The sequence below is a fragment of the Pedobacter sp. genome (assembly GCF_031119335.1).
Lineage (GTDB): Bacteria > Bacteroidota > Bacteroidia > Sphingobacteriales > Sphingobacteriaceae > Pedobacter.
The window spans coordinates 34,373-46,971 of sequence record NZ_JAVHXT010000012.1 but is presented as its reverse complement, the minus strand read 5'-3'; the positions used below and the strand labels follow the sequence as shown (position 1 = coordinate 46,971).

The 12,599-nt window shown below is 37.2% G+C and carries 12 protein-coding genes; 8 read left to right on the top strand and 4 right to left on the bottom strand.

The genetic code is table 11. The features are described from left to right. The first annotated feature begins 31 nt into the window (after positions 1 to 31). Positions 32 to 622, top strand: a complete 591-nt coding sequence (locus REI64_RS13285; RefSeq protein WP_308850621.1) for a DUF502 domain-containing protein — start codon at positions 32 to 34, stop codon at positions 620 to 622. On the opposite strand, the gene REI64_RS13280 is transcribed toward REI64_RS13285, so the two are convergent. From REI64_RS13280 to REI64_RS13270, 3 genes are all read right to left on the bottom strand, one after another. Continuing rightward, a complete protein-coding gene (locus tag REI64_RS13280) occupies positions 619 to 1,113 on the bottom strand; it encodes a hypothetical protein (protein WP_308850620.1) in 495 nt (164 codons plus the stop codon). The two genes, REI64_RS13285 and REI64_RS13280, sit on opposite strands and share 4 nt — an antisense overlap. A gap of 683 nt (positions 1,114 to 1,796) precedes the next feature. Further along, positions 1,797 to 2,504, bottom strand: coding sequence for a TIGR00730 family Rossman fold protein (locus REI64_RS13275; RefSeq protein ID WP_308850619.1), 708 nt, complete (start codon positions 2,502 to 2,504; stop codon positions 1,797 to 1,799). 15 nt (positions 2,505 to 2,519) lie between these two features. Beyond that, positions 2,520 to 4,028 carry a sodium:solute symporter gene (locus REI64_RS13270; RefSeq protein ID WP_308850618.1) on the bottom strand — a complete coding sequence of 503 codons (1,509 nt, stop codon included), beginning with the start codon at positions 4,026 to 4,028 and terminating at the stop codon, positions 2,520 to 2,522. Positions 4,029 to 4,236: 208 nt separating this feature from the next. Between REI64_RS13270 and recR the strand changes: the two genes are divergently transcribed. From recR to trpA, 7 genes are all read left to right on the top strand, one after another. Then, positions 4,237 to 4,854: a recombination mediator RecR gene (gene recR, locus REI64_RS13265; protein ID WP_308850617.1), complete on the top strand. Its 618-nt coding sequence runs from the start codon at positions 4,237 to 4,239 to the stop codon at positions 4,852 to 4,854. Positions 4,855 to 4,912: 58 nt separating this feature from the next. Further along, positions 4,913 to 5,728, top strand: coding sequence for an SDR family oxidoreductase (locus REI64_RS13260; RefSeq protein ID WP_308850717.1), 816 nt, complete (start codon positions 4,913 to 4,915; stop codon positions 5,726 to 5,728). Beyond that, entirely contained in the window at positions 5,728 to 7,707 is a 1,980-nt protein-coding gene (locus REI64_RS13255) for a tetratricopeptide repeat-containing sensor histidine kinase (protein ID WP_308850616.1), read from the top strand. Before REI64_RS13260 ends, REI64_RS13255 begins: the two co-directional genes overlap by 1 nt. Before the next feature lie 188 nt (positions 7,708 to 7,895). Beyond that, a complete protein-coding gene (gene trpD, locus REI64_RS13250; protein ID WP_308850615.1) occupies positions 7,896 to 8,885 on the top strand; it encodes an anthranilate phosphoribosyltransferase in 990 nt (329 codons plus the stop codon). Between the two features lie 81 nt (positions 8,886 to 8,966). Further along, entirely contained in the window at positions 8,967 to 9,590 is a 624-nt protein-coding gene (locus REI64_RS13245; protein ID WP_308850614.1) for a phosphoribosylanthranilate isomerase, read from the top strand. A gap of 120 nt (positions 9,591 to 9,710) precedes the next feature. Further along, positions 9,711 to 10,892 (top strand): tryptophan synthase subunit beta, encoded by a 1,182-nt coding sequence (trpB, locus tag REI64_RS13240; protein ID WP_308850613.1) that lies wholly within the window; start codon positions 9,711 to 9,713, stop codon positions 10,890 to 10,892. A gap of 74 nt (positions 10,893 to 10,966) precedes the next feature. Further along, a complete protein-coding gene (trpA, locus tag REI64_RS13235) occupies positions 10,967 to 11,734 on the top strand; it encodes a tryptophan synthase subunit alpha (RefSeq protein ID WP_308850612.1) in 768 nt (255 codons plus the stop codon). Positions 11,735 to 11,839: 105 nt separating this feature from the next. Here the strand turns inward: trpA and REI64_RS13230 are convergent, their stop codons facing one another. Beyond that, positions 11,840 to 12,379, bottom strand: coding sequence for a GNAT family N-acetyltransferase (locus REI64_RS13230; protein WP_308850611.1), 540 nt, complete (start codon positions 12,377 to 12,379; stop codon positions 11,840 to 11,842). Positions 12,380 to 12,599: the final 220 nt, after the last annotated feature.

Below are 12,599 nucleotides of genomic sequence, written 5' to 3'. Positions count from 1 at the left end.
TTTATTCCCAAATTAAAGTTAATTTTGTGGTATGAATAAGATTGGAAAAGCGCTGTTAAATTATTTAATTAAAGGTTTGCTAATTGTAATGCCCATTGCCCTAAGTATTTTTATTGTGGTTTGGGCAGTAAGTACGGTAGACAGTTGGTTAAACATCAACAATATTTTAGGGGTAGATCCAAATACAGGTGCCAGTCGTAACATTCCAGGTTTAGGTTTGGTGTTGGTATTGGCTATTATCTTGTTGGCAGGCATTTTTGTAACTTATTTCGTAACGGAACCAATGTACAATTGGTTTAGGCGTTGGCTCAACAAATTACCGTTGTTCAATTTTATTTATACCTCTATTAAAGACTTAACAGAAGCTTTTGTTGGCGATGAAAAGAAATTTAACCACCCGGTGCTAGTAGAAACCGAAGGAGATATGAAGCGCATTGGTTTTTTAACGCAAAATGATTTGAGCAAGCTAGATTTACCGGGCGAAGCGATCGTTTATTTCCCCTTCTCATACTCGTTTGCAGGCCAAATCTATATTGTGAAAAAGGAAAAAATAAAACCTTTGAACATGAGTGCTGCCGATGCTATGAAGTTAGTGGTTAGTGGAGGTGTGACTCAGATTTAAACACCACGCAATGCCACCATGATGGCAACAAATACTATAAAGGTCACCAGTATACGAGAAAAGAATTCCTTTACATATAGTCCCGCAAGTAAAGCCAGTTCGTTATCTAAATTGTTGCCTATAATCATTCCAGTGCCAGATGAAGCCTTGAAATTCAATTGAGTGTCTTGGTAGTTGGTCAAATTCCAGCTGCTTAACCAACTATTGCTGTAATTCCAGGATAGCGGCGCTTGTCCTTTAAGGTTAATCACAGCCCTAAACTGCCACATGTGGAAAGTAATATGGCCTAATTCCTCCTGGTTATCGCCGTAAATGGTACTTACAATGCTTGAAAAACCTTTACATCTGAAATGGTAGTTCTTTTGCGACATGATTCCAAAAGCGTGATTATTCCACGTTTCGAAAATAAGGTTGCCGCAAATCTGTCCATTGCAAAAAATCTGATAAGAACTATCAAAAATGCCTTTGGTCCATGTTACTACTTTTTCCATGATAGTTTTTCTTTTTAGATAAATTGAAACCCTATTCGTTACATTTAAAATTTTATAGTAAGCGTTAGTTGACTTTGATATTACAGAACGTACTCAAATTGATGTTGTTTGTTAAAAATTCAGAAAAGCCTATTGTTTGCTACTATCTTCCGAAAGTCTCGTTTTTCGTTACTCCCGATGAAAAATCGGGATCCACTGCAACCGGGTTTAGGTGGCACTTGCTGTGCAACAAACTTCGCTACTTTTCCTGCAAATGCTTACTCGAATTGATTAAGGTAATCAGCTGGGTTATGCTTCCTGTCATCCCGAGTCGAGGGATCTGCTAATCATAACGTTATTGGGATGTTTATTTATTAGATCCTTCGCTGCGCTCTGGATGACAGGGCGGCGTGATAAGTGCGTTATATTATTTCTGCGTATTGAGGGAAAAAAAATTAAGTGTTTAGTGTCGAATAATGTTAAATAGCCCGGATTGAAACGGAAATACTTTTTGTTGAGAAATCGAAAATAGTAGCGCTTGTGTTGGTTTAAGCAGATGCGTTCGTATAAAGAGAAAGCTGACAAAAAGATTAGAGTGTAAAGCCGGACTACCGAAAATAGCTATACTAAACCTACGCTTCTAAAAACAAAAAAGGAGCGTAAGCAAAAACTTACACTCCACGTTAATTGAGTTGGGTATTGTATTAGAAGTTCGGTTTTAGTACATATTTATCGTAGAACCTAAAGATGTGCTCTGCAGCCTCCTCGGCGGTATCTACCAACCTAAATAAGTTCAAATCTTCGGCATGAATGTTATGCTCTTTCTCTAACATCGTGTTTTTGATCCAGTCTACCAAGCCGCCCCAATAATCGGTACCTACCAATACAATTGGGAAACGGGCAATTTTGCCGGTTTGGATTAAAGTCAATGCTTCGAAAAGCTCGTCCATTGTACCCATACCGCCCGGTAATACAATAAAACCTTGCGAGTATTTCATAAACATTACTTTACGTACAAAGAAATAATCGAAAGTGAGCAAACGACTAGGTTCTATGTATTTATTGTGGAACTGCTCAAAAGGCAAATCGATATTTAAACCTACAGATTTACCTCCGTTTAAATGCGCTCCCTTATTACCAGCCTCCATAATACCCGGGCCGCCACCTGTAATTACACCGTAGCCGCGTTCGGTTAGCAACTGACCGCATTGTACAGCTAATTGGTAATATGGATTGGTTTCTGCCGTTCTGGCCGAACCGAAAATACTTACACAAGGACCAATTTTCGAAAGTTTCTCAAATCCATCCACAAACTCGGCCATGATTTTAAAAATCTGCCAGCTATCTGTTACTTTAATTTCTTGCCAATCTTTGTTGGCAAATGCACTTCTTATCTTCTCTTCACTGTTCATAGACTAATATTATGGTTAAAATCTAGTTTGCTGATCTGTTTTATTGCTGATCAGCATTAAGCCCATAAAAGTAATGAATCCATTTATTAAAATTAGCTCTACGCTAAAAACATATCCGCCAAGTAGTTTTTGTGCATTTGTAGCGAATAGATAGCATAAAAATGGTGAAATGATACAAACAATTGGCACTAATTTATCGTGTAAACCACGTGATTTTACAAACAAGCCAAATGAGTAAAGTCCTAGTAATGGCCCATAAGTGTAAGATGCAATTAGGAAAATTAAGCTCACTACAGAGGCGCTGTTTAAAGCATTAATAAATAAAATTACAATGAACAATAGTAGTGAAAAACCTAAGTGTACCATGTGTCTTTTTCTAATGGCTCCTGGTTTATCTGCGTTTTCTTTTTTGCCCATTCCTAAAAAATCTACACAGAATGATGTCGTTAATGCGGTTAAAGCACTATCTGTTGTAGCAAACGTAGCTGCGGTTAAACCCAACATAAAAACAGCGGCTGGTATAGTTGCCAAGTGGTTTAGCGCTATTGTAGGAAATAAAAGATCGGTTCTTGGTTTTCCTGTCACTAGGTCTTGAGGAATATCGATACCATTTTTTGCAGCAAAAATATAAAGTAGCGCACCAACACTTAAGAAAAAGATGTTAAGCACTACGAAGATACCGGTAAAGGTAAACATGTTTTTTTGTGCTTCTCCAATGGTTTTCATACTCAAGTTCTTCTGCATTAAATCTTGGTCTAAACCTGTCATGGCAATGGTTACGAAAATACCACCTATGAATTGCTTAGAGAAGTGGAACTTGCTAGAAATAAAATCTTCGTAGAAGAAAACTTTTGAATAACTGCTATTCTTGATGGTTTCAAATGCTTGTCCGATAGTTAGGTTTAAACTGTCTGTTACGAAGTAAATGGTTAAAAATACAGATAGTACCAAGAAGAAAGTTTGTAGGGTATCGGTAATGATGATGGTTTTTAAGCCACCTTTAAAGGTGTAAGACCATATTAAACCTAAAGATATTAACACCGTTGCCCAGAAAGGAACGCCGTAAGAATCGAATATAAATCTTTGTAATACAAGTACTACTAGATATAATCTCGCTGCCGAGCCTAAAGTACGGCTTAGCAAAAAGATAGAAGCAGCGGTTTTGTAGCTGTAGTGCCCTAAACGTTGTTCTATGTAACTATAGATAGATGTCAGGTTCATTCTATAGTATAAAGGCAGAAGCACTGTTGCGATAATGATAAAGCCTACAGCATTTCCTAGCACGAACTGGAAATACTGGAACTGATTTCCTGCAGGAGCACCAACTTCACCAGGTACAGAAATAAAAGTTACCCCAGATAGTGCAGTACCGATCATCCCGAAAGCTACCAAGTACCACTTAGAATTCTTGTTGGCTAAGAAGAATGTAGAGTTATCTGATGAATTTTTTGATGTCGCAAATGCGATTGTAATTAAGAGGCCGAAGTAGCCTATTAAAAAACATAACAATAGTGTAGAACTCATATATAATTTGATTTGTTGCTAAAAGTAGCAAAAACTTGCTAAAACTTGCAACTTGGTTTTTAAAATCAGCAAAAGTTAGTAAAAATAAATGGAGTTGATAATTAGTAGTTAATATACAGCTTACGTAGGGTAAAATTATTTTGTAAAATATATCTATCAGAGATAAATAATCTGTGCATCTGTGGCAAATAACTAATAAATTTGCATCATGAATTTTTCTTCAAAGTTGCTCGAAGATGCAGTAAGCGAGTTTGGTAAGTTGCCTGGTATTGGACAAAAAACGGCTTTGCGTTTGGTTTTACATCTTTTAAATAAAGAGCAGGCCGAGGTGGCTAACTTTGGAAATACTTTAATAAAACTGAAAAATGAAATCAAAAATTGCGTGGTTTGCCATAATATTTCTGATTTTGAAACCTGTAGTATTTGTGCTGCCGTTAAAAGGGAAAAAGATGTGATTTGTGTGGTAGAAGATACAAGAGATGTGATGGCGATAGAAAATACGAACCAGTATTTTGGCGTTTATCATGTGTTAGGTGGCTTAATTTCTCCTATGGATGGCGTTGGTCCATCAGATTTGAATATAGAAACTTTGGTAGAACGTGTAAGAACAACCGAAGTGCGTGAGATTATTTTAGCTTTGAGTGCCAATATGGAAGGGGATACTACGTTGTTTTATCTCCACAAAAAACTGAAAGAGTTTAATATTCCCATTACTACCATAGCCAGAGGCATTGCTTTTGGTGGCGAGTTGGAATATGCTGATGAAATTACTTTGGGACGTTCTATCGTAACAAGAGTACCTTACGAACCATCTATGTTAAAATAGCTATCTTAATTTACCGAAAGAAGCATCTGAATTGAAAAACAAAAAGGAAACTGAAATTATGAGCTTGAAGAATAAAATTGTTGTAATTACAGGGGCATCATCTGGAATTGGTAGAGCTTTAGCAGAAGAAATGGCTAAAAGAGGAGCTGATTTGGTATTAGGTGCTCGTCAGTACGTTACGCTATGTGAAATTACCGCAGAATTACAAAAGAAGTATAAAGTTAAGGCATTGGCTATTCAAGCTGATGTAACAAAGGAAGAAGATTGCAAAGCCCTGATTGACCAAGCAACACTTACTTTTGGCAAGATAGATGTTTTAATTAACAATGCAGGATTATCTATGCGGGCTTTGTTTAAGGATGTAGATTTGACAGTGCTTAAAAACCTGATGGATGTAAACTTTTGGGGAACGGTTTATTGCACCAAACATGCTTTGCCAGAAATCCTTAAAACCGAGGGTAGCGTAGTCGCGGTTTCGTCTATTGCTGGTTATAGGGGCTTGCCGGGAAGAACAGGTTATTCTTCTTCTAAATTTGCTATGAATGGTTTTATGGAGTGTTTACGCACCGAACTATTAAAAACTGGCGTTCATGTAATGGTAGCTTGTCCGGGCTTTACCACTTCTAATATCCGCGTTGCGGCATTATCTCAAGATGGGCAGGCGCATGGCGAAACGAGTATGGAAGAGGGAAAGATGATGAGCGCCGAAGAGGTTGCAGTAAGAATTTGCGACGGCATTGAACAGCGTAAAAGAACCTTGATTATGACCCGACAAGGGAAGTTAGCTGTTTGGGTAAATAAGTTATTCCCAAAATTTGCAGATAAAAAGGTTTTCGAACTCTTCACGAAGGAGAAAAATCCACTAATTAAGTAATGAAGCAATACTTATACAAAACGCTCGCTTTTGTATTGCTGGGAGTAATCCTAAATATCTTTCTATGTGTTAATGTTTTTGCTCAGCAACTACCTAAAACACCAAAAAACAGTGACGATTATATCCGTATCATCAAATATTACCGTTATCTAAATCCTGATTCCGCCTTAATTTTTGTAAAACAAGGTCTGAAAATAGCAGAACAACAAGGTGATGATTTAGGGAAAGCAGCATTGCTAAATCAACACGGAATGATTGACGATAATGCAACGAGGTACCGAGAGTCGAGGGAAAAATATTTGCAGGCAGAAGCTATTTACCGAGAAAAAGGTGATGATGTTGGCTTGGCGGCAACTATAGTTAGATTGGGAGTAGTAGAAAAACGCAAGGGTAATTATGACAAAGCCCTAGCTTATTTCATGGAGGCACTAAATATCAGCGAAAAAAATAATCACAAATTGGGAATGTTAGAAGGTAGGGTAGTTTTTGCCGAAGCCTACTACAGTTTAGGTGAATATCAAAATGCCTTGAGCAACCTTCGAATTGCTGAAGAGATTGATAGACAAATTCCATTGTCTAATCTTTCTTTGAATATGTACATCAATTTTGGCTACGTATATACAAAGTTGGGAGAGTATGAGAAGGCGATTTCTTATGTCAATAATGGGCTTTCAAAAAGTAATAGAGTTGAGTTCAACGGTCTTAAAATAAGCTTGCTTAGGCAATTAGCTACCACCTATTTTATGCAAGGTAAAACCAAGGATGCCATAAAAGTTTATAGGCAAGCATTAAGTTTTACAAGAGAAATAAAAAATGTACTGCGAGAACAAACTACTTTGGTAGAACTTTCTGAGGTTTACGCAAAACAACAGCCAGATAGCGCATTATTTTTCCTTCTGCAATCATTAAAAATTGCTGAAAAACATAAAATGTACCGTCAGCAGATTACGGCTTTGGATAAGATAGGAGATCTTTATAAAACCAAAGGAAACTTGGCAAAAGCGCTTTTTTATATAGAGAAGCGCAGTGAACTTGCCGAGAAGGTATTCTATACCGATATGATGAAGCAGGTATCGAGTTTAGAAAGTGCTTATGAGCTAGAGAAGTCGAAGGCTCAACTTAACGAACTAACACTGAAAAATAGAGAACAGCAGATTTTTTACAACATTGTTCTTTTTGTAGCGATAGCAATTTTTATGGTGCTAGTAATTACCTTGGTTTATTATTTTAGGTCTAAACATCTTAATAAATTACTTAAAAAAGCTAACCTGGAGCTCGAAGAAAGCAATGAGATTAAAGATAAATTCTTTTCTATTATTGCGCATGATATACGTTCGCCCCTGGTATCTACTATCAGTATTTTGAGGCTGATTAATGATAAGGAACTTGATGAGAAAACGCAACATCAAATGGTGAATAAGCTAATGCTGCATTGCGATAGTAGTTTAGAAATTTTAGATAAGTTGTTAAAGTGGGGCCAAATGCAGATTAAAGGAGTGCGTTTAAATATCTCGGAATTTGACCCTCTGCCTAATATATTAAGGAATTTAGCTTTGTTCCAGGAAGCCGCTGCACAAAAAAACATAGCAATTAATGTGGATATTCCCGGTGATATTATGCTCCAGGCAGATGCCGATCACTTTGATTTTGTGATCAGAAATTTAACTGCAAATGCTATTAAATTCACTAATAGTAATGGTGAAGTGAGTTTGAAGGCAGAGGCTGTAGATAGAAATAAAATAAAATTTGAAGTGAGAGATAACGGTGTGGGGATTAGTCAAGCTCGTATAAAAAAACTGTTTGAATTGTCTGCAATGGGGACCAAAGGAACTAAATCTGAAGAGGGTACCAGCCTAGGATTAATTATCTGTAGGGAGTTTGTTGCAGCCAACGAAGGTGAGATGGAAGTGAGCAGTGAAGTAGGACAAGGCACTATATTTTCTTTTACTATGAAAGGTTTTTTAAAAAAGATTGCATAAAAAATTAAATCGCTGTTGCATTTGCAAAAAAACAATTACATATTTGCTAACAGAATGAGACAGGTAAACGTAAATACAATTTGGTGGTGGCATAACGCAATAGCGTGATGTAACCTTTTGTACGTTTATTTTTTTATAAGAATATTTTAAAAGGTTGCTGATGAGGCAACCTTTTTTGTTTAACAACCATGAAGCAGATACTTAACCATTTATTCGAGAATAAAACTTTTAGCAGAGCTGAAGCGCAAAAAATATTGACTTCTATAGCTTTGGGAGAGTTTAACCATTCGCAAATTGCTGCCTTTATTACGGCTTACGGAATGCGAAATATTACCGTAGAAGAGCTACAAGGTTTCCGCGATGCGATGTTGGAATTAGCTTTAAAAGTAGATTTTTCAGATTTTGAGCTGATAGACCTTTGTGGCACGGGTGGCGATGGTAAAGATACTTTCAATATTTCTACTTTAGCTTCTTTTGTGGTTGCAGGTGCCGGACATCAAGTAGCTAAACATGGTAACTATGGTGTTTCATCGGGCTGTGGTTCTAGCAACGTGATGGAATATTTGGGCTATACTTTTACTAACAATGAAAGTGAATTGAAGCGTAGTTTAGACAGAGCTGGTATTTGTTTCTTACATGCTCCTTTGTTTAACCCAGCGATGAAAACCGTAGCACCAATCCGCAGAGAATTGGGAGTGAAAACTTTCTTTAATATGTTAGGCCCAATGTGTAATCCGGCAAAGCCGAAGAACCAAATGGTAGGTGTGTTTAGCTTAGAATTAGCTCGTATTTATGCTTATCTGTATCAACAAACAGATAAAAATTATAGCATAGTTCATGCAGTAGATGGTTTTGATGAGGTTTCGCTAACCTGCGATTTTAAAACCTTTAGCAAAAGAGGGGAGGCTTTGGTAAAAGTTGCCGATTTGGGTTTTGAGCAATTGCAAGAAAATCAAATTCAAGGTGGGGATACGGTTGAATCATCTGCTAAAATATTTATGGATGTGTTAAATGGTAATGCTACCGATGCGCAAAATAATGTGGTGTTGTGTAACGCAGCTTTGGCTATCCAAACTATAAAATCGGATGCTAGCTTTGCAGATTGCTATTATGAAGCAGAAAATTCGTTGTTGAGTAAAAAGGCATTGGGTAGTTTTAAGAGTTTGGTAGGCGCCTAACTCGTCATTGCGAGGTACGAAGCAATCTTAAAGCGATAAAAAGATTGCTTCGTACCTCGCAATGACGGCAAGAAAAATAAAATGAAACAAAAAATTAAAGTTTGCGGAATGAAATATGCAGCCAATATCGCTGCCGTAGCAGAGTTACGTCCCGATTATTTGGGTTTCATTTTTTATGAAAAATCGCCAAGATACATTAGTGAAGTTTCTGCAGAATTGATTAAATACGTACCGCAAGAAATTAAAACGGTGGGTGTTTTTGTAAATGAGGATTTGGAAACGGTGAAAGCTTTAGTGCAAAAGCATTATTTAAAAGCAGTGCAATTACACGGGAATGAAAACGTTGATTTTTGCAAAGCGATGAAGCACACAGGAGTGGAAGTAATCAAAGCTTTTGGCGTTCATCCAGATTTTGATTTTAGCATTTTAGCAGCTTATGAACCAGCAGTAGATTATTTTTTGTTCGATACACAAACGCCTGCACACGGTGGTTCAGGCAAAGTTTTCGATTGGACATTACTTGAGAATTACAAATTATCCAAACCTTACTTTTTGAGTGGAGGAATAGATTTAAACCATGCTGAACAGATAAAATCCATAAACGATGAAAGATTGTACGCAGTTGATATCAATAGCAAGTTTGAAATGGAGCCGGGTTTGAAAGATGTAGATAAATTGAAAGAGTTTTTTAAAGAATTGAATTAAACAATTTCGTCATATCGACGAGGAACGAGGAGATATCTAACAAATAGCTAGATTTTACTGAGTAGCTGCTACGCGGTCTCGTCACTACGCTCACTCGAAATGACGGTAAGCATAAAAAAAATGAATTATTTTGTAGACGAAAGAGGTTATTATGGTGATTTTGGCGGTGCGTACATCCCCGAAATGCTATATCCAAACGTAGAAGAACTGCGTCAGAAATATCAAACAGTAATCGATGACGAGCAATTTCAGCAAGAGTTTAAAGCGTTGTTGAAAGATTATGTTGGTCGCCCGTCCCCATTGTATTTGGCAAAGAGATTGTCTGAAAAATACGGAGCAAATATCTTCCTTAAGAGAGAAGATTTAAATCATACCGGAGCACACAAAATTAATAATACCATTGGCCAGATTTTATTAGCAGAGAAACTAGGCAAAAAACGTATCATCGCCGAAACTGGTGCTGGGCAGCATGGTGTGGCAACTGCAACTGTTTGTGCTTTACGTGGTTTGGAATGTGTGGTTTACATGGGTGAGGTTGATATTAAGCGTCAGGCACCAAATGTAGCTAGGATGAAAATGTTAGGAGCAAAGGTGGTTCCCGCAACCTCGGGTAGTAAAACTTTAAAGGATGCTACTAACGAGGCCATGAGAGATTGGATTGCTAATCCGGTAGATACGCATTACATCATCGGTTCGGTGGTTGGTCCGCATCCTTATCCTGATATGGTAGCACAATTTCAGTCTATAATTTCTTTTGAAACCAAAAAGCAACTGAAAGAACAAACGGGCAGCGAACTAGCAGATTACGTGTTAGCTTGTGTGGGCGGTGGTAGCAATGCAATGGGTATGTTCTATCATTTTATTGATGATGAAAGTGTGAAATTAGTTGCGATTGAAGCAGCAGGTAAAGGCGTTAGCAGTGGATTTTCTGCTGCAACAACTACGCTAGGTAAAGAAGGTGTGTTGCACGGCAGTAGAAGTATCTTAATGCAAACTGAAGATGGTCAGGTGGTAGAACCGCATTCAGTTTCAGCTGGATTAGATTACCCTGGAATTGGCCCACAACATGCACATTTGTTTAAAACCGGTAGAGGATTGTACGCTTCAATTACAGATGATGAAGCTTTGCAGGCAGGTTTGCTGTTAACGCAGTACGAAGGGATTATTCCTGCAATTGAAAGTGCGCATGCTTTGGCCTACCTAGAAAAAATGGAATTTAAAGGTGGAGAAAATGTCGTGGTTTGTCTTTCGGGTAGGGGGGATAAAGACATGGAAACTTATATGAAATATTTTAATTTATAGTGAAGAGATAAGCGTTTAGCGTTTGGCGATTAGAACAGTACGCCTAACGCTAAACGCCCAACGCAATACGCACAATGAACAGACTTCAACAATTATTTGAAAAACAACAGAAAGGCTTACTTTCTATCTATTATACAGCAGGTTATCCAAGTTTAAACGATACTTTAAAGATTGCTGAAACTTTGGAGCAGTCGGGAGCTGATTTCTTGGAAATAGGTTTTCCGTATTCAGACCCTGTAGCTGATGGACCAGTGATACAAGCGAGCAGCAAGGAAGCTTTAGACAACGGGATGACCTTGCCAATTTTATTTGAGCAACTGAAAGATTTGCGTCAAAAAGTAAGTATTCCAATTTTATTGATGGGCTACGTAAATGTAGTGCTGCAGTATGACGTAGAGGCTTTTTGCCAAAAATGCCAAGAAGTAGGGGTAGATGGTTGCATTATTCCAGATTTACCGATGTACGAATATGAAGAAATGTACCAAACTACTTTTGAAAAGTACGGTTTAAGCAATATCTTCTTGGTAACGCCGCAAACTTCAGAAGAACGTATCCGTAAAATTGATGGATTGAGTAATGCCTTTATTTATTTGGTATCATCGGCAGCAACAACTGGAGGTAATTTATCAGTTTCTGAAAGTGCTACAGCTTATTTTAAACGTATAGCGGATATGAAATTGAAAAACCCGTTTGTAATAGGTTTCGGTATTTCTAACAAAGAAACTTTCGATGCTGCAAATGAATATGCAAGTGGTGCAATTATCGGTAGTGCTTTTGTGAAGAATATTGATAAAGACAACTTAGAAGGAAGTATTAAGAGTTTTATGAAGCAGTTTAGGTAATTTTACCTTATCTGTATGCTCCCCGTCATTCTGAGCGCAGCGAAAAATCTAGTTAAATAAATTCCTCGTGCCTCGGAATGACAAAGTATTATTTAGTTTGGCCTATTATATGTTTTTCCAGTCTTCTTTTTTAATCTCAAACCAATAATGTAGGGTGCCGTCATAATCAAAAGTTTCAATTAATTTCAATCCACATTTTTGCAGGATATTCCTAGAACCAACATTATCTACATCACAAATACCGTAAACTTCATTTAAAACTAATTCCTCGAAAGCATATTTCAAACAAGCTTTTGCAGTTTCTGTAGCAATGCCTTTCCCCCAATATCGCTCTATTAATCTATATCCTAAATCGTAATAATTTACATGGCCGTTTATTGGTTCAACGATGTATTTAAACCCAGTCCATCCTACAAAATTTCCTGTGCTTTTCTCGATAATCGCCCATCGGCCAATGCCTAAATCATCATATTGCTTTTGAATTAATCGAATTACATTTTCGGCTTCTGCCAAAGTTTTAATAGGACTATTACCTAAATAAGTATGCACTTTTGGATTACTGTCCAACTCGAATATTCCTGAAACATCTTTAGCCACTAAAGGTCTAATGTAAAAGAGTTCGGTTTCGATGATAGTGTTAGCCATATTTTAAGAGTTATGCAATTCCGATGATAATTAAACCATATAGATATATCTGTTGTGCATTTAGCCACAGATGCACAGATTTTTTTGGTTTTGAATGAAATTGAAGCGAAATATTGTCGCTCAATAAAAGGTTTTTATTCAAAAGTTTAGTTTTTGTTTGTTTTAAATCTGTATTTCATTTGTGTATCTGTGGCTAAATCTCACAAATGCACAAGAGGTA